The following is a 16,698-nucleotide window of genomic DNA, read 5'->3' on the forward strand; positions in this document are numbered from 1 at the left end:
GCAGAGTCCGTAGATATCTATAATCAAATGAGGCCTCATACGGCTTTAAAATACAAAACGCCCGATGAAGTACATCGAGCGTTTTAGTTAAAAAGTGTCAACCCATATCAGGACGGGTCAGGTTGCGTTACTCTTCGCTTTCTTCGGCCATAAAGGCTTCGAGCAAATCATTAAGGAAGAGCTTCCCTTTTTCAGTAATTTGCCAGTGGGTAGGCGTTTCACTCAGGTAGCCCATTTCTATCGCCCAGCTGATGGTTTCTTGAATCGTACTAAGTGGTAAGCCCGTGGTGTCCACGTAATCTTGCTTCGGACAGGCTTCGATTAAGCGGAATCGGTTCATAAAGAACTCGAATGGACGATCTTCATCCGCGACGACATGTTCCGTATGCAGATAAGGTTTGACCATATTTTGATAAGCCGCTAAATAGCCTCGCGGGTGTTTTACCTTTGTCGTTCGAATAATACGTCCGTCGGTAAAACTGAGTTTGCCATGAGAGCCACAACCGATACCAAGGTAATCACCAAAGCGCCAGTAGTTGAGGTTGTGCTGACACTGATAGCCCGGCTTGCTGTAACCGGAGATTTCATATTGCACATAACCCGCGGCTGCAAGTTTTTGGTGTCCGAGCTCGAAAATATCCCACAAGTCATCATCGTCAGGTAGCGTTGGTGGCTTGTAGTAGAACATGGTGTTTGGTTCGATGGTCAGCTGATACCAAGACAAGTGCGGCGGTGCCAACTCAATCGCTTTGTCCAAATCTGCCAAGGCTTGTTCGATGCTTTGATCAGGTAAGCCGTGCATGAGATCGAGGTTAAAGCTGTTCAAACCGATTTGGTGCGCCAGCTGAGCAGCGTTGACGGCTTCGTCTTGGCCGTGAATACGCCCCAAACGCTCAAGCTTTTGTTGCTCAAAGCTTTGCACGCCGATAGAGATACGCGTTACCCCGGCTTTACGGTAGCCAACAAAACGCTCTGCTTCGATGGTGCCTGGATTCGCTTCCATGGTGATTTCGATTTCAGGCTTGAACGGAATACGCGCTTCAATGCCCTTAAGTAGACGCTCGATGCCTTCTGCCGAAATCAAACTCGGCGTACCACCACCAATGAAGATTGAATGCAGTGGACGTGGCGCTTCGTTAAGTCGGTATTTCTCAATGTCGGTATCCAAATCTTCTAAAAGGGCACTGATGTACTCTTCTTCTGGAATCTCGGTTTTGAGCGCGTGAGAGTTAAAGTCGCAATACGGGCACTTTTGCACACACCACGGGATGTGTACATACAAGCTGAGTGCTGGGGGCGTTAACATGGTCTAATTCGCTCGTGATTACTGAGACACTTGCTCAGACAGTTGAGCAAACAACGACTTGAGCGCTTTACCGCGGTGAGACAGTTGTTTCTTACGTGCAGGTTCAAGTTCGGCTGACGCACAGTTGTCTTCAGGAACAAAGAAGATTGGGTCGTAGCCAAAGCCATTTTTACCGTGTGCTTCAGTTAGAATTCGGCCTTCCCATTTACCGTGACAGACGATAGGCGTTGGGTCGTTCTCGTGACGCATGAGGACTAATACGCAGTGGAAACGTGCTGTACGCTCTGCTTCTGGTACGCCTTCCATTGCCGCTAGCAATTTTTCTAGATTCTCTTGATCAGATGCGCTCTCGCCTGCGTAACGTGCAGAGTAAATGCCCGGAGCGCCTTTTAAGAAATCGACTTCTAATCCAGAGTCGTCTGCAATGGCAGGAAGCCCTGTTTCTTGTGCGGCATGGCGAGCTTTAATGATTGCGTTTTCAATGAAAGTTGTACCCGTTTCAGCTACTTCCGATACATTGAATTCACTTTGCGCTAATACTTCAAAGCCGAAGTCAGACAATAAATCTGCCATTTCACGAACTTTGCCTTGGTTACCAGTTGCTAGCACAATTTTTTTCATGGGAATCTCTTTTAATAGTGATAGAGGAGAACAAATCGTTCTCCTCTAGATATTCTTTAACTAATAAGTGGTTTTTAGCCTGCTTAGATCCAAAAGCTTTTGGAACATCACAACCCAATTACTCTTCAACATAAAACTTCTGGGTGAATTTAAGCTTACCTGAGCCTTTGTTTCCAGCTTTTACGTCAATATCGAAAGTAAAAGTTTCTTCGTGGGTAATTGGTAGTTCGGCTAAATAGTATATCGCATTGCCTTCTTTGACTTCACGAAAGGTCAAGGTCTGAGTTTGGCCGATAAGGTTCTTCGCGCGTCCAGCAATTTTTGCTTCTAATGCTGGTTTACCCAATGAAGCTCTATCTAACACGCTAATATTAACCACAGCGAGGTATCCATTACGTTTGATATCGTAGCTACGTGCGACTTTGGGTGTTAGGAATGTTGAGTTAAACGCGACATAGTGTACTTCGATATCTTTCATATTTTTAAACTGATCGGCGAAGCTTGGTAACGACAACAGGCTAATCAGTAATGCGGTAATCCATTTGCTCATTGTTACTTCCTCAAAGCACTTGTTATAAAACAACCATAGCTGCAATTTTACCTTGGTCAGGGGGTAAAAAATGCGTACTCAGTCGTTGGTATTAGTAAGTGTGGTACAAAATCGTAAATAAAAAGCCATCATATGATGGCTTTAATTTCTGTCGGTATCTGGGTAGGCGATTCTATCCGAATTTGTTTGTGCCGTCCTAATTCACCTTTTTCTATGTGAACCAAACCCTTAGCGATTTTAAACTGCTTGGCTAAGAACTTAGTTAGGTGTGCATTAGCTTTGCCATCGACAGGTGGAGCAGTAATGGCGATTTTTAGCTCTTCACCATGCAAGCCAACGATTTTATCGCGGCTAGCTTTAGGTTGAATATAGAGCTTCAGGATGATGTCCTCACCATCTTGCCAAACTGCAGCTGACATTATAGCTGGAACCAAATTGGACCAATGATATCGCCCATTAAGAAGTTCGCGAACTGCAAGCCGATAAATAACACCAGTACGCTTAAATCAAGACCACCAATAGCCGGAAGAATACGACGGATTGGAGCGCACATTGGCTCGGTCAGTTGATGGAATACGTACTCGATAGGGCTGCGGCCTTGGCTTACCCAGCTCAAAATTGCACGGATCAATAGTACCCAGAACAATAGGCCACCTGCGGCTTTGATTAATGATAGTAAGCCCAAGAATAAGAAGTCAGCGCTGAAAGAGACGGAACCGTTCGAAGCTATTAGGATAAGCACGACAAATTTAAGCACACACAACACGTAGGCAAACAACACGGTTGCTAGGTCAATATTCCCCACGGAAGGGATAACGCGGCGCAATGGACCAATGACCGGCTGAGTCGCTTTTACTATGAATTGCGAGAATGGGTTGTAGAAGTCTGCGCGCGCAGCTTGCAACCAAATTCGCAAAATTACGACCATGATGTACAGGTCAAATAGGGTTGAGATGAGAAAACTCATTGAATTCATAAGGTACCCTTAACAAGTGATGGATGATACTAAACGGAGTTCATCCAAATAATTAAAACAGTTTTTCCATTTCTTCCGCGCGAGCCACAGCAGCTTGCATGGCTTTAGCGACAATATCTGAAAGTTGATGTTCGTTGAATGTACGCAGTGCTTCTGCCGTTGTCCCACCTTTCGATGTTACGTTCTCACGCAGGGTCGATAGCTCAGTTTCTGGGTTGCTAACCACCATACTAGCCGCGCCCAGTGCAGCTTGCTGAACCAATAGTCGAGCGGTCTCTTTATCAAAGCCTTGCGCAATCGCTTCTGCTTGCATCGCTTCCATAAACAGGAAGAAGTATGCTGGAGCACTGCCCGCTGCGGCAATCACATTATTGATACCTGACTCTTGCTTAACCCAACATACTTTACCGACCGCTTCCATTAACTCTGCGGCAAAAGCTTTGTCGTGCTCGGTTACATGAGTTGGTGCGAATAACCCACTCATACCCAACCCAAGTTGTGATGGCGTATTTGGCATAACACGAACCAAGTTCAATTTGGTGGCTAGCATATCATCCAATCGAGAACAGTTGATGCCTGCGGCAATAGAAATCACCAGTTTATTAGTGAAATCGATCGATTGCAGTGGTTTACAGACATCCGCCATCATTTGCGGTTTCACAGACAATACCACCACATCCGCCTCGGTCGCAGCTTGGGTGTTATCGCTGGTGGTACGGATGCCAAAATCTTGTTCTAGCAGAAGGCGGCGAGCCTCTGAAGGAGCCGTCGCGGTAATGTTTTGCGCTGGGTATCCGTTAGCAACCAAGCCGGAAACAATGGCTCTCACCATGTTGCCAGCACCAATGAAGGCGATTTTTTTATGTTCCATTTGTCTGATTTCCATCATGATATTTAGAATTTGTTGTGCGCTCAGGTGTATAATGGCACCGCTGTTACTTACTGCTCCTATTGGCGAGTAAGATGATTGCGCATTTACGCTCTAACGATTGACGACATAACTTATGTCGCGAGTGAGCGTTTTGTTGATTTAGCTGTAATCTCGTGCGCCGAAAATAGCGGTTCCAATACGAACCATTGTACTACCAGCTTCGATTGCAGCGGTCATATCACCACTCATTCCCATTGATAATGTATCGATTTCTGGGAACTGTGCTTCGAGTGTTTGCTTCAACGTAGCCAACTTCTGAAATTCACGGAGTTGTGATTCGTAGTCAGACACGTTGGCAGGAATCGACATCAACCCTCTTAAAGTGAGGTTGGGTAGGCGAGAAATCAACTCCGCCAGCTCGAATACTTCCGCTTCAGTGACACCAGACTTAGATGCCTCACCACTGGTGTTAACCTGAATCAGAACTTGTAGCGGTTTAAGTTCGCTTGGCCGCTGATCATTCAGGCGTTGAGCAATCTTGGTTCGATCGATGGTGTGAACCCAATCGAAATGTTCAGCAACAAGTCGCGATTTATTGGATTGAATCGGACCAATGAAGTGCCATTCGATTCGATTATCTGGATAATGCTCGGCAAAGTGCTGAACTTTACTGACGCCCTCTTGAACGTAGTTTTCACCAAAGGCGGTTTGTCCCGCTTGGTAGGCTTCGAGAATTGCCTCGACAGGTTTAGTTTTGCTTACCGCTAGAAGTTGCACTGACTCTGGAGTTCGACCACATTTTTGCTCGTCATATCGAATTTGAGAGGTGATATGTTCAATATTTTGTTGAATACTACTCATAGCTGTACTTTAGACTTAAGGATTTTAAATGGATATCACTGAGTTACTGGATTTTAGTGTAAAACATAATGCCTCGGATCTACATCTTTCTGCAGGTGTCCCACCAATGGTTCGTATTGATGGGGATGTGAGAAAACTAGGCATTCCAGCGTTTACACACCAAGAAGTGCATCGTTTGGTTTTCGAAATCATGAACGATGCCCAACGCAGTGAGTTCGAAGAAAAACTCGAAGTCGATTTCTCTTTTGAGTTGCATAACGTTGGCCGTTTCCGTGTCAACGCTTTCAACCAATCTCGCGGTTGTGCGGCAGTATTCCGTACCATTCCAAGTAGCATTCCAACTCTGGAAGAGCTAGAAGCGCCAGAGATCTTCAAAAAAATTGCGAACGCTGAAAAAGGCTTAGTTCTGGTCACTGGCCCAACAGGTTCAGGTAAATCGACGACCTTAGCAGCCATTGTTGACTACATTAACCGTAATCACAACAAGCACGTACTCACAATTGAAGATCCGATTGAATTTGTTCACAACAACAATAAATGTTTGATTAACCAGCGTGAAGTTCACCGTGACACCCATAGTTTCCAAAACGCACTGCGCAGCGCATTGCGCGAAGACCCAGACGTTATTCTGGTTGGTGAGATGCGTGACAAAGAAACCATCAGCCTTGCCTTAACGGCGGCAGAAACGGGTCACTTAGTTTTCGGGACGTTGCACACCAGCTCGGCGGCAAAAACCATTGACCGTATTATCGATGTGTTTCCTGGTAGTGATAAAGATATGGTTCGCTCGATGCTATCTGAGTCCCTTCGTTCGGTTATCGCGCAAAAGCTTCTGAAGCGTAATGGTGGTGGCCGTATTGCATGCCATGAAATTATGATGGCAACGCCTGCGATTCGCAACTTGATCCGCGAAGACAAAGTCGCGCAGATGTATTCGATCATTCAAACAGGTGCGGCTCACGGCATGCAAACCATGGAGCAAAATGCTCGTCAGTTAATGGCGCAAGGCATGGTTGCTCGTGAAGAGGTCGATAGTAAGATCGGATTAGAAGTGCAGCAATTCTCGTAACGTTCATACAGATAATGGTGAATACGGAAGATGGATCTAGATAAATTTCTCGAAGGCATGCTGGCGCTGAAAGCGTCGGATCTTTACATCACGGTTGGAGCGCCAATTCTATTTCGTGTGGATGGCGAATTGCGTCCGCAAGGGGAAAAACTCACCGAGAGTGATGTGGCTGCATTACTCGATAGCGCTATGGAACCAGATCGGCGTCAGGACTTTCGTAAAAGTCGCGAGTCGAATTTTGCCATTGTGAGAGATAGTGGTCGCTTCCGTGTGAGTGCCTTTTTTCAACGCGAGTTACCAGGCGCAGTGATTCGTCGTATTGAAACCAATATTCCTACTTTTGAGCAGTTAAAGTTACCGTTAGTGTTGCAAGATTTGGCGATAGCTAAGCGTGGTTTGGTGCTGGTGGTCGGTGCTACTGGATCGGGTAAATCGACCACCATGGCGGCGATGACAGGCTATCGAAACAGCAATAAAACCGGGCACATTTTGACGGTCGAAGATCCGATCGAATTCGTGCATGAACACAAGCGCTGTATCGTGACTCAACGCGAAGTTGGGTTAGATACGGAAAGCTATGAAGTTGCGCTTAAAAACTCGCTGCGCCAAGCACCAGATATGATTTTGATTGGTGAGATCCGTAGCCGTGAAACAATGGAATACGCGATGACCTTCGCCGAAACGGGTCACCTGTGTATGGCAACGTTGCACGCCAATAATGCCAACCAAGCTTTAGAGCGCATTCTTCACTTGGTACCGAAAGATCAAAAAGAACAATTCTTGTTCGATTTGTCGATGAACCTAAAAGGCGTGGTTGGTCAGCAGTTGATCCGAGATAAAAATGGGCAGGGACGTCATGGTGTATTTGAGATCTTGCTAAATAGCCCACGTGTGTCGGATTTGATTCGTCGCGGAGATTTACATGAGTTGAAGTCAACCATGGCTCGCTCAAATGAGTTTGGTATGCTGACGTTCGATCAATCTCTCTATAAGTTAGTGATGCAAGGTAAGATCAGCGAAGAGGATGCACTACATAGTGCCGACTCGGCAAATGATCTGCGCTTGATGTTGAAAACGCAGCGTGGTGAAGCATTCTCTACGGGCAGTTTGGCGAACGTTAAGATCGATATGGATTAATCCAATCCAGAAACAAAAAAGGTTGGCAGGAGCCAACCTTTTTTCATTGTGCTTGAAGTGTTTACTCATCCCAAAGGGCTTCAAACCAGCTTTCTAGAATCACCACTGCTGACTGGCAGTCAACATTACCTTTCGATAGGGCTTTATAGCCGCCCATGCTGAACAACTCCGCACGAGCTTCTGCAGTAGATAAACGCTCATCATGCAGTTCAACAGGCAATCCGTATCGGCCTTGCAGACGCTTAGCAAATTTTCGTGCACGAGGGGTTATGGTCTCAAGGTCTTTACCATGCAGATCGGTCGGTAAACCGACCACTAGCAAATCTGGTTGCCACTCTTTGATTTGCTTTTCGATATCGTCCCAGTTTGGAATACCGTCATTGGCTTTAAAGGCTTTTAATGGGGAAGCTGTACCAGTAATTTCTTGGCCAATAGCGCTACCAATGCTTTTGGTTCCAAAGTCAAAAGCCATAATTGTGCGTGACATAAGGTGTCTCTATCTAATGTAACTGTATATTTGGACTAAGCATGTCCAGAGTCTGCTGAAAGGTGACTTGGGTCGATGCCCAGCTTTTCGACCGCTTTCTTCCAACGCTCGTTGATTGGTGTATTAAAGATAATTTCAGGCGTCGCTTCAATGGTGAGCCAAGAGTTTTCGACCAGCTCACTTTCTAATTGGCCTGCACTCCAACCGGAGTAGCCAAGTGCCACTAAGTAATCACTTGGTTCTGCTTCTGTTCCTAACACCGACAGAATATCACGCGAAGTGGTTACCGCGAGGTCATCGGTCATTTGGACGCTGGACTCGTAGTAATCTTTGGGTTTATGCAAAATAAAACCACGATCTTCCGAGATTGGGCCGCCATTGTAAACTGGTCTATCTAGACTGGCTTCAAATAGGCGCGGGTGTACTGGCTGAACTTCCACCTGCTTGAGCATGTTGCCGACGGTGATATCAACAGGAGCATTGATCATCAGCCCCATAGCGCCGTCTTCGTTGTGCTCACAAACGTAGATCACGCTGTTTTGAAAGTACGGATCTTTCATCCCAGGCATGGCAACCAAAAAGTGATTTGTGAGATTCATACTCATATTGACCCTTAACTCTCGTAAATGCCCTTAAGCAAACATCATACAGTTTATCATCTAGGTATGTGCATGAGTTTGCTTAAGTTAATGTACTACGCTCTCTATTAACTGTAATACAGTTTGAGTTATTCGCCTTTTACTCGACGCTCAATCGCATCCATCAGTTTGCCTGTGATTGAGATATCAAAAGCAGCTTCAATTTCGCGAATACAGGTTGGGCTGGTGACGTTGATTTCTGTTAGCTTGTCGCCAATTACGTCAAGGCCAACAAAGATAAGGCCTTTTTCTTTCAGTGTCGGAGCAACGGTTTGCGCAATTTTGAGGTCGGTTTCGCTTAGCGGACGAGCTTCACCAGTACCACCAGCGGCTAGGTTGCCGCGCGTTTCGCCTTTAGCAGGAATGCGTGCTAGACAGTAAGGCATAGGTTCGCCATCTACCACTAGGATACGTTTGTCACCGTTGCTGATGTCTGGCACGAAGGTTTGTGCCATTGCGTAGTTTTGACCGTGGTTAGTCAATGTCTCGATGATCACAGAGACGTTTGGATCGTTTTCTTTTACACGGAAGATGGACGCGCCACCCATACCATCAAGCGGTTTCAGGATGACATCACCATGTTTTTCACGAAATTCTTTAATTTTCTCTGCTTTTCGCGTCACGATCGTTGTAGGTGTCAGCTCTGGGAACCATGCCGTAAACAGCTTTTCGTTACAATCACGTAAGCTTTGAGGCTTGTTAACGATCAGTGCACCTTGTTCTTCTGCACGCTCAAGGATGTAAGTCGCGTAGATGTATTCAGTATCAAACGGAGGATCTTTACGCATTAGCACCGCGTCTAGCTCAGACAGTTCGATAGTTTGCTCTGATTTGAACTCGTACCAACCGTTTGGATCTTCTTTTAGTTCTACCACTTTAGTATCTGCAATGGCAACGCCTTGATCGAGATGCAGATCATTCATTTCCATGTAGTGGATTTCATAGCCGCGTCGTTGCGCTTCAAGCATCATGGCAAAGCTAGAGTCTTTTTTGATGTTAATGGACGAGATTGGGTCCATTACGATACCGAGTTTGATCATTATTTTTCTCCGTTTTAACCAAGATCGCCGAAACGAACTTGTAAGGCTGTAATTGCTGTCAGAGCCGCTGTTTCGGTACGCAGAACGCGAGGGCCGAGTAGCGTTTCTTCAAATTGGTATTCTCGAGTCATCTCGATCTCTTCAGACGATAAACCGCCTTCAGGACCGATCAGTAGGCGCACTTTTTCAACCGGGGTTGGCAAAGTGTTGATTGAGTATTTAGCACGAGGGTGAAGGTTAAGCTTTAAACCATCGTACTCTTCTTTACACCACTCTTCCAAGCTCATAATTGGACGAATTTCGGGCACGACATTACGCCCACATTGCTCACAGGCACTGATGGCGATTTTCTGCCATTGCGCGAGTTTTTTCTCAAAACGCTTTTGGTCAAGCTTGACACCACAACGTTCAGAAATCAGAGGAGTGATGGTATTGACGCCAAGTTCAACAGACTTTTGGATGGTGAACTCCATCTTATCGCCACGTGAAATGACTTGACCAAGGTGCAGATCTAAAGGGGATTCAATACTGCTTTCTACACGCTCGGTGATGTTAACCAAAACTGATTTCTTGCTGACTTCACTGATAACCGCTGGGAACTCTGCGCCACTGCCGTCAAAAAGGAGAACGTCTTGGCCTTCTTTCATGCGCAAAACACGACCGATATGGCCTGCTGCGTCGTCACTTAAAGCAAGTGAGCCAAGTTGATGAATAGTTTCTGGATGATAAATTCGAGGGGTACGCATGAGATTTCCAGCAAGAGAATAAACTTAAACCCTAACATGGATGCTTTGCACCGAAAAAACAAGGGGCAAGAAGCGTTTCAATATCAGTAATTGAAACGCTTCGAGGTCGGAGGTTACAGTGCGCGGCAGGCTTCTTGAACAAATGGGTTGTGATTGCCCTGTACTTTTGCAATGCGCTCGTCACGCTCACATTCCCATTTATCGACAGGATAGGTTTTGTTCCAAGCACTCATTAATTGCGTTTGCTGCTTCGACAGTTTGAAACCGTACTCTTTGCTCATGTATAGATAGGTACGAGCAATTGAGCCACGCGCACGGTCTGGTGGCATGACTTTACGCTGCTTAAAGTTCACTTGCATCTCACAGCGACCATAACTCACGCCATCCATACCGTTCCATTGGCTGAAGTTGTAGTTCGAACGGTCACCGTTTACTTCACCAATAGCAGGAGTTAGGTTGTGCAAGTCTGCTTCCATCAAACGAAAAGTTTTGTCTTTTTTCTTACAGTTTTTACGTCCGCCATCTTGCCAGCATTGACGCTGGTGGCCAAATTGCCACGCAGGAACAACGTGCTCCCATTCGATTCGTGCAGCCCGTTTTTCTTGTTTACGGACTTGGTAACCGCAAGAGGCTAAATCGGGTAAGCCTTTCTTGCCTTGCCATTGAATGTTACAGCCACAGTAGAAGCTTGTTGGGTGGTCTTGATAAATTTTGACCGCCTCACGTTTGGCAGCAGAGAATGAGCTCGGTGGCGCGGCAATCGCAGTGCTAGAAAGCGCGATAAGCAACAGAGAGAATAAGTATTTCATGATAAAAGTCTTTATAAAGTATGACTTTATTCATGATAACACGCATAAAATAGCTTTAGTGATGAGTAAGTTAACAATAAGTGGCGAAGGGAAGGTTTTGAGCAACCGATCTTTATTTTGGGAACGCAAGTAACACTATGAGGTAAGGGCTACGATAATTGAATGCCGGTGAAGTTAAGTGGTTGGCGGCATTTTTGACAAGAGTACGTCGCCTCTTCGCGCAGCACTTTATTATGACGGCGAATCGATAGAGGGTAGGTCATACAACCACAACGATACTCAAAGGTTTTACCTTGAACGGATTTTACTTCAAAGCTGTGAGTGGTTTTGGCTGGTACGTTAAATACGGCTTCCATGACGCCTTTCCATTCTTTACCGTGAGGCCTAACTCGCCCGTAAACCTGATAAGTAATCAGGTGTGCTACTTCATGAGGAATGACTTCATCTAAGAATGCTTGGGTGTTTTCGCGAAATAAAACAGGGTTTAGGCGTACTTGATTTAATTGAAGGTAGGCTTTTCCTGCCGCTTTCCCACGGACGTCGAAGGTGATTGTTGGAATCGGGAAAGAACGTTTGAAAGCTTGTTCCGCCATCGCGATACAGCCCGCCATCACTTGCTTGGCTTTATAGCTGAGTTCTATATCCACAATTCACCTCGATAAATCAAATAAAAAAGCCCCCGCATTTGCGAGGGCCAGATCATAGCATCAGTTAATTATGGTGTGTGTTTTTTCTTGATGGTGGCATGGTAAGCGTGCCATGTACCGTAGCCTAGAATTGGCATGGTAAACAACATTCCGATCCCGTAGGTCGCAAAGCCGATAAGAATACCGCCACAGATGATCGCTGCCCAAACAATCATTGCTGGAATATTGGATTTCACTGCATTAAAGCTGGTAAATACAGCGGTCATCATGTCTACGCGACGCTCCATCATGAGAGGAATAGAAAAGGCTGAAATGCTAAACACCACACAAGCCAAAACAAAGCCAACTAAAGAGCCGATGACAAGGAAGGGTAGGAACTCACTTAAAGGTGCCCCTTGAACAGAAGGGTAGAGCGCATGAAGTAGAGCGGCAATGCGCATCCAAAATATCATACACACTGCGAGTAACACGGCGAACGCCCATTGAGATGTTGAGTTACGACCGATCGCTTTCATTGAATGGAACAAGCTTGCTTTGTGCCCGCGCTCTCTCTCCCAACTGGCATCATACAAGCCCAGCGCGAGAAACGGACCGATTAACATGTAAACAATCAAACTGGGCATGACGACTAAGTGTGTGCCTTGCCACTGTACGAGCAAAACAATGCCTATGGCAGCTGCCATAAAACAGATGCCATAGAAAGCACTAATAAGCGGCATTCGCACGAAATCATGCAGACCTAATGCGAGCCAATGAAAAGGTGCAGAAAGATTGACCGTATTGCATGGTATGGTTCTGGCGTATTCGTTGTCTGGCACTTCCTTTCGCTTGTTGTGGAAGTCCGATGGATTAACAGTTCGAGGCATAACTCCTCCTTGATTTATTCCCACATTATCCGCTTATACCAACTGACAGCGGTTTTTGTTCAGTCAAACTTGAAGCGACTTTTTCAAGTTTACATCTGAGCATTGGCTTAGTTTGGTATCGGCCATAAAGATGCCTGACTCATGTCTTTACTTAAGTGTTGCTTCCACAGTCGCCAGCATCCGACGTCTCTATTTAAATTGGAATTAACAATATTTTAACTATTGGCGGAGATGGGATAATTTACAAATAATTGCTTAAAATTTATTCGGTATAAAAATGAGGGAGAAACAGGACTGCTTTGTGGGTCAGGGCGGTATGAGCCGAAATGGCTGGATAAAAGTTGCTGAAAATAAAAAGCCCCCGCCATAGGCGAGGGCTTGATTGATTCTTGCTTGGCTTGATTATTTGATGCCAGCGAAATCGCGTAGAAGTGCAGCTTTGTCTGTCGCTTCCCACGGGAATTCTTCACGACCGAAGTGACCGTATGCCGCTGTCTTCTTGTAGATAGGTTGAAGAAGGTTAAGCATTTCTTGTAGACCGTATGGACGTAGGTCGAAGAATTGACGAACCGCTTCAATGATGATGTCGTGAGGTACTTTCTCAGTACCGAACGTTTCCACCATGATAGACGTTGGATCAGCAACACCGATTGCGTAAGAAAGTTGGATCTCACAACGGTCAGCCATGCCTGCCGCTACGATGTTTTTCGCTACGTAGCGTGCTGCGTATGCTGCACTACGGTCAACTTTTGATGGATCTTTACCAGAAAACGCACCGCCACCGTGACGAGCTGCGCCGCCGTAGGTATCTACGATGATCTTACGACCAGTTAGACCACAGTCACCCATAGGACCACCGATTACGAAGCGACCGGTTGGATTAATGAAGAAGTTTGTTTCTTTGTTGATCCACTCAGAAGGTAGCACTGGCTTAATGATCTCTTCCATTACCGCTTCACGCAGGTCTGAAGTTGAGATTGAATCACAGTGTTGAGTTGAAAGAACAACCGCGTCGATACCAACGATGTTACCTTGATCGTATTGGAATGTTACCTGAGATTTTGCATCAGGACGCAACCAAGGTAGTGTGCCGTTTTTACGAACTTCTGCTTGCTTTTGAACAAGACGGTGAGAGTAAGTAATTGGCGCTGGCATTAGTACTTCAGTTTCGTTACAAGCGTAACCAAACATGATGCCTTGGTCGCCTGCACCTTGTTCTTTAGGGTCAGCTTTATCAACACCTTGGTTGATATCTGGCGACTGTTTACCGATTGTGTTTAGTACCGCACAAGAATCTGCGTCAAAGCCCATATCTGAATGTACGTAGCCGATTTCACGAACGGTTTCACGAGTTAACTCTTCGATGTCTACCCATGCTGAAGTCGTGATTTCACCACCCACCATTACCATACCGGTTTTAACGTAAGTCTCACATGCAACACGAGCCTTTGGATCTTGCTCTAGAATCGCGTCAAGAACCGCATCAGAAATCTGGTCTGCAATTTTATCTGGATGACCTTCTGATACTGACTCAGAAGTAAACAGGTGCTTAGCCATGTTAGCTCCACTATATCTGGTTTAAAACTGGGGAATGATAAACTCTCCAGCGCAAATTAATACTAATTTTTGTAGGTGTATCTACATCTAGACGTCTATTCTAAATTTGATTGCTCGAATTACAAGCTCTTTTTTGGTTTTTGTTATAACCAAACGTTTGCCTGATTTATTGATAATTTTAAGAACTTCGAACGATTTGGCGCGAAAGGTGCAATATTTGTGAGGTTTTGGATTGGAAAACGTTTGCACACCCAACAGGGCTTTGAGAGAATTATGACCTACTTTTCGTTTCGCTTAATGTACTCAGGAGCAGACATGTCGTCTCGTAAACATCTTGCCAATGCAATTCGTGCTCTAAGCATGGATGGTGTTCAACAAGCTAACTCAGGCCACCCAGGCGCACCAATGGGTATGGCTGATATCGCTGAAGTTCTTTGGCGCTCTCATCTAAACCATAACCCTTCAAACCCAGAGTGGGCCGACCGCGATCGCTTTGTGCTGTCAAACGGTCATGGGTCAATGCTTATTTACTCTCTACTGCACTTAAGCGGTTACGAGCTATCTATTGACGATCTGAAAAACTTCCGTCAATTGCACTCAAAAACCCCAGGTCACCCAGAGTACGGCTACGCGCCTGGTATCGAGACAACAACGGGTCCTCTAGGTCAAGGCATCACTAACGCTGTTGGTATGGCGATCGCAGAGAAAGCACTAGCGGCACAGTTCAACAAAGAAGGTCACGATATCGTTGACCACTTTACGTATGTGTTCATGGGTGACGGCTGTCTAATGGAAGGCATCTCGCATGAAGCATGCTCTCTTGCAGGTACTCTTGGTCTAGGCAAGCTGATTGCATTCTGGGATGACAACGGCATCTCTATCGACGGTCACGTTGAAGGTTGGTTCTCTGACGATACACCTAAGCGTTTTGAAGCGTACGGCTGGCATGTAATCCCAGCAGTCGATGGTCACGACTCAGACGCGATCAACGCAGCAATTGAAGCAGCAAAAGCGGACCCACGTCCTACGCTTATCTGTACCAAAACAATTATCGGTTTCGGTTCTCCTAACAAGTCTGGTTCGCACGACTGTCACGGTGCACCACTAGGTCACGATGAAATCCAAGCGGCTCGCGAATACCTAGGTTGGGAGTACGGCCCATTTGAGATCCCGGCAGATGTTTACGCTGAGTGGGATGCAAAAGAAGCGGGCGCCGCGAAAGAAGCAGCTTGGAATGAAAAATTCGAGGCATACGCTGCAGCTTACCCTGCTGAAGCGGCAGAGCTTAAACGACGTCTAAACGGCGAACTTCCTGCACAGTGGGAAGAAAAAGCGAACCAAATCATTGCCGATCTTCAAGCAAACCCAGCGAACATTGCATCACGTAAAGCATCGCAAAATGCACTAGAAGCGTTTGGTCAAATGCTTCCTGAGTTTATGGGTGGTTCTGCTGACCTAGCGCCTTCTAACCTGACCATGTGGTCTGGTTCTAAGTCTCTAGAAACGGAGGACTTCTCTGGCAACTACATCCACTACGGTGTACGCGAATTCGGTATGACTGCTATCATCAACGGTATCGCATTGCACGGTGGTTTCGTTCCTTACGGCGCAACATTCCTAATGTTCATGGAATACGCTCGTAACGCAATGCGTATGGCTGCGCTGATGAAAATTCAGAACATCCAAGTTTACACGCATGATTCGATCGGTCTTGGCGAAGATGGCCCAACTCACCAACCTGTTGAGCAAATGGCGTCTCTACGTGTAACTCCAAACATGAGCACATGGCGCCCATGTGACCAAGTTGAGTCTGCAGTTGCATGGAAACTAGCGATTGAACGTAAAGATGCACCAACTGCACTTATCTTCTCTCGTCAAAACCTAGCGCAACAAGAGCGTACTGCTGAACAAGTCGCAGACATCGCGAAAGGTGCTTACATCCTGAAAGATAGCGAAGGTAAGCCTGAGCTAATCCTTATCGCAACAGGTTCTGAGGTTGAGCTTGCAGTGAAAGCCGCTGAGCAACTAACTTCAGAAGGCAAGAAAGTACGCGTTGTTTCAATGCCATCAACAGATGCATTCGACAAACAAGACGCCGCTTACCGTGAAGCTGTACTGCCATCAGACGTAACGGCACGTATCGCTATTGAAGCGGGCATTGCTGATTTCTGGTACAAGTACGTTGGCTTTGACGGTCGCATCATCGGTATGACAACATTCGGTGAATCCGCACCTGCTGGTCAGCTATTCGAAATGTTTGGCTTCACGACTGAAAACGTAGTGAACACAGCAAAAGAATTGCTAGCGTAATTGCAGGACCGTCTAAACAGTCGAACGTAAACGACAACTGTTAGATGCTAAAGTTAGAAAGGCCATCATTATGATGGCCTTTTTATTTTTCAGCCCTAAACCACCTACTTCAGTAGGTGGTTATCATCCGTTTCGGCTTTGCCTGTAAAACTACTCATGCTAAATGCGTCTTTGATTTTTCCAGAAGTCAAAGAGGACAAATAACAT

Annotated in this window: 19 protein-coding genes; 4 read left to right on the forward strand and 15 right to left on the reverse strand. The window is 45.9% G+C overall.

The window, feature by feature from the left end; translation table 11 throughout:
- On the forward strand, positions 1-87 hold an 87-nt coding region (locus NL626_RS22400; RefSeq protein ID WP_138939050.1), incomplete at its 5' end, for an integrase core domain-containing protein.
- Positions 88-127: 40 nt separating this feature from the next.
- On the opposite strand, the gene hemW is transcribed toward NL626_RS22400, so the two are convergent.
- The 7 genes from hemW to NL626_RS22435 form a co-directional block, all read right to left on the reverse strand.
- Positions 128-1,306: a radical SAM family heme chaperone HemW gene (hemW, locus tag NL626_RS22405; RefSeq protein ID WP_138940385.1), complete on the reverse strand. Its 1,179-nt coding sequence runs from the start codon at positions 1,304-1,306 to the stop codon at positions 128-130.
- A gap of 18 nt (positions 1,307-1,324) precedes the next feature.
- On the reverse strand, positions 1,325-1,927 hold the full coding sequence (locus NL626_RS22410) for an XTP/dITP diphosphatase (RefSeq protein ID WP_167415453.1): 603 nt from the start codon (positions 1,925-1,927) through the stop codon (positions 1,325-1,327).
- 118 nt (positions 1,928-2,045) lie between these two features.
- A complete protein-coding gene (locus NL626_RS22415; RefSeq protein WP_005381010.1) occupies positions 2,046-2,477 on the reverse strand; it encodes a DUF4426 domain-containing protein in 432 nt (143 codons plus the stop codon).
- 128 nt (positions 2,478-2,605) lie between these two features.
- Positions 2,606-2,896 carry a DUF167 family protein YggU gene (gene yggU / locus NL626_RS22420; RefSeq protein WP_005381011.1) on the reverse strand — a complete coding sequence of 97 codons (291 nt, stop codon included), beginning with the start codon at positions 2,894-2,896 and terminating at the stop codon, positions 2,606-2,608.
- Positions 2,896-3,453, reverse strand: a complete 558-nt coding sequence (locus NL626_RS22425) for a YggT family protein (RefSeq protein WP_005381012.1) — start codon at positions 3,451-3,453, stop codon at positions 2,896-2,898. The genes yggU and NL626_RS22425 overlap by 1 nt, the downstream gene beginning before the upstream one ends.
- 52 nt (positions 3,454-3,505) lie before the next feature.
- Positions 3,506-4,324, reverse strand: a complete 819-nt coding sequence (gene proC, locus NL626_RS22430) for a pyrroline-5-carboxylate reductase (RefSeq protein WP_213877705.1) — start codon at positions 4,322-4,324, stop codon at positions 3,506-3,508.
- A 159-nt stretch (positions 4,325-4,483) separates the two neighbouring features.
- Positions 4,484-5,185 carry a YggS family pyridoxal phosphate-dependent enzyme gene (locus NL626_RS22435; protein ID WP_005384521.1) on the reverse strand — a complete coding sequence of 234 codons (702 nt, stop codon included), beginning with the start codon at positions 5,183-5,185 and terminating at the stop codon, positions 4,484-4,486.
- A gap of 28 nt (positions 5,186-5,213) precedes the next feature.
- Between NL626_RS22435 and NL626_RS22440 the strand changes: the two genes are divergently transcribed.
- Together NL626_RS22440 and NL626_RS22445 are read left to right on the forward strand one after the other, a co-directional pair.
- Positions 5,214-6,254, forward strand: a complete 1,041-nt coding sequence (locus NL626_RS22440; RefSeq protein ID WP_005381015.1) for a type IV pilus twitching motility protein PilT — start codon at positions 5,214-5,216, stop codon at positions 6,252-6,254.
- Positions 6,255-6,284: 30 nt separating this feature from the next.
- Entirely contained in the window at positions 6,285-7,391 is a 1,107-nt protein-coding gene (locus NL626_RS22445; protein WP_253657755.1) for a PilT/PilU family type 4a pilus ATPase, read from the forward strand.
- 61 nt (positions 7,392-7,452) lie between these two features.
- Here the strand turns inward: NL626_RS22445 and ruvX are convergent, their stop codons facing one another.
- The 8 genes from ruvX to metK all read right to left on the reverse strand — a co-directional run bounded on the left by ruvX (position 7,453) and on the right by metK (position 14,181).
- Positions 7,453-7,878 carry a Holliday junction resolvase RuvX gene (ruvX, locus tag NL626_RS22450; RefSeq protein ID WP_053304143.1) on the reverse strand — a complete coding sequence of 142 codons (426 nt, stop codon included), beginning with the start codon at positions 7,876-7,878 and terminating at the stop codon, positions 7,453-7,455.
- 35 nt (positions 7,879-7,913) lie between these two features.
- On the reverse strand, positions 7,914-8,477 hold the full coding sequence (locus NL626_RS22455) for a YqgE/AlgH family protein (protein ID WP_005381020.1): 564 nt from the start codon (positions 8,475-8,477) through the stop codon (positions 7,914-7,916).
- Between the two features lie 128 nt (positions 8,478-8,605).
- Positions 8,606-9,556: a glutathione synthase gene (gene gshB / locus NL626_RS22460; protein ID WP_005381021.1), complete on the reverse strand. Its 951-nt coding sequence runs from the start codon at positions 9,554-9,556 to the stop codon at positions 8,606-8,608.
- Between the two features lie 14 nt (positions 9,557-9,570).
- Positions 9,571-10,302 carry a 16S rRNA (uracil(1498)-N(3))-methyltransferase gene (gene rsmE / locus NL626_RS22465; RefSeq protein ID WP_017821890.1) on the reverse strand — a complete coding sequence of 244 codons (732 nt, stop codon included), beginning with the start codon at positions 10,300-10,302 and terminating at the stop codon, positions 9,571-9,573.
- Positions 10,303-10,415: 113 nt separating this feature from the next.
- Positions 10,416-11,111: a deoxyribonuclease I gene (gene endA, locus NL626_RS22470; protein WP_025768831.1), complete on the reverse strand. Its 696-nt coding sequence runs from the start codon at positions 11,109-11,111 to the stop codon at positions 10,416-10,418.
- A 149-nt stretch (positions 11,112-11,260) separates the two neighbouring features.
- Positions 11,261-11,758 (reverse strand): SprT family zinc-dependent metalloprotease, encoded by a 498-nt coding sequence (locus NL626_RS22475; RefSeq protein ID WP_253657756.1) that lies wholly within the window; start codon positions 11,756-11,758, stop codon positions 11,261-11,263.
- A gap of 68 nt (positions 11,759-11,826) precedes the next feature.
- On the reverse strand, positions 11,827-12,624 hold the full coding sequence (locus NL626_RS22480; RefSeq protein WP_005381026.1) for a DUF2189 domain-containing protein: 798 nt from the start codon (positions 12,622-12,624) through the stop codon (positions 11,827-11,829).
- Positions 12,625-13,026: 402 nt separating this feature from the next.
- Positions 13,027-14,181, reverse strand: a complete 1,155-nt coding sequence (gene metK, locus NL626_RS22485) for a methionine adenosyltransferase (protein WP_005384541.1) — start codon at positions 14,179-14,181, stop codon at positions 13,027-13,029.
- Positions 14,182-14,496: 315 nt separating this feature from the next.
- Here metK and tkt point away from each other — a divergent pair, with 315 nt between their 5' ends.
- Positions 14,497-16,491: a transketolase gene (tkt, locus tag NL626_RS22490; protein ID WP_054866504.1), complete on the forward strand. Its 1,995-nt coding sequence runs from the start codon at positions 14,497-14,499 to the stop codon at positions 16,489-16,491.
- Positions 16,492-16,698: the final 207 nt, after the last annotated feature.

Origin of the sequence: Vibrio sp. Y58_MX_L22 (assembly GCF_024181865.1) — a bacterium.
Taxonomy (GTDB): domain Bacteria; phylum Pseudomonadota; class Gammaproteobacteria; order Enterobacterales; family Vibrionaceae; genus Vibrio; species Vibrio alginolyticus.

Excerpts from the sequence above, each read along its gene's own strand:
- hemW (WP_138940385.1), bottom strand. The coding sequence starts at position 1,306 with ATGTTAACGCCCCCAGCACTCAGCTTGTATGTACACATCCCGTGGTGT.
- NL626_RS22410 (WP_167415453.1), bottom strand. The coding sequence starts at position 1,927 with ATGAAAAAAATTGTGCTAGCAACTGGTAACCAAGGCAAAGTTCGTGAA.
- NL626_RS22415 (WP_005381010.1), bottom strand. The coding sequence starts at position 2,477 with ATGAGCAAATGGATTACCGCATTACTGATTAGCCTGTTGTCGTTACCA.
- yggU (WP_005381011.1), bottom strand. The coding sequence starts at position 2,896 with ATGTCAGCTGCAGTTTGGCAAGATGGTGAGGACATCATCCTGAAGCTC.
- NL626_RS22425 (WP_005381012.1), bottom strand. The coding sequence starts at position 3,453 with ATGAATTCAATGAGTTTTCTCATCTCAACCCTATTTGACCTGTACATC.
- proC (WP_213877705.1), bottom strand. The coding sequence starts at position 4,324 with ATGGAACATAAAAAAATCGCCTTCATTGGTGCTGGCAACATGGTGAGA.
- NL626_RS22435 (WP_005384521.1), bottom strand. The coding sequence starts at position 5,185 with ATGAGTAGTATTCAACAAAATATTGAACATATCACCTCTCAAATTCGA.
- NL626_RS22440 (WP_005381015.1), top strand. The coding sequence starts at position 5,214 with ATGGATATCACTGAGTTACTGGATTTTAGTGTAAAACATAATGCCTCG.
- NL626_RS22445 (WP_253657755.1), top strand. The coding sequence starts at position 6,285 with ATGGATCTAGATAAATTTCTCGAAGGCATGCTGGCGCTGAAAGCGTCG.
- ruvX (WP_053304143.1), bottom strand. The coding sequence starts at position 7,878 with ATGTCACGCACAATTATGGCTTTTGACTTTGGAACCAAAAGCATTGGT.
- NL626_RS22455 (WP_005381020.1), bottom strand. The coding sequence starts at position 8,477 with ATGAATCTCACAAATCACTTTTTGGTTGCCATGCCTGGGATGAAAGAT.
- gshB (WP_005381021.1), bottom strand. The coding sequence starts at position 9,556 with ATGATCAAACTCGGTATCGTAATGGACCCAATCTCGTCCATTAACATC.
- rsmE (WP_017821890.1), bottom strand. The coding sequence starts at position 10,302 with ATGCGTACCCCTCGAATTTATCATCCAGAAACTATTCATCAACTTGGC.
- endA (WP_025768831.1), bottom strand. The coding sequence starts at position 11,111 with ATGAAATACTTATTCTCTCTGTTGCTTATCGCGCTTTCTAGCACTGCG.
- NL626_RS22480 (WP_005381026.1), bottom strand. The coding sequence starts at position 12,624 with ATGCCTCGAACTGTTAATCCATCGGACTTCCACAACAAGCGAAAGGAA.
- metK (WP_005384541.1), bottom strand. The coding sequence starts at position 14,181 with ATGGCTAAGCACCTGTTTACTTCTGAGTCAGTATCAGAAGGTCATCCA.
- tkt (WP_054866504.1), top strand. The coding sequence starts at position 14,497 with ATGTCGTCTCGTAAACATCTTGCCAATGCAATTCGTGCTCTAAGCATG.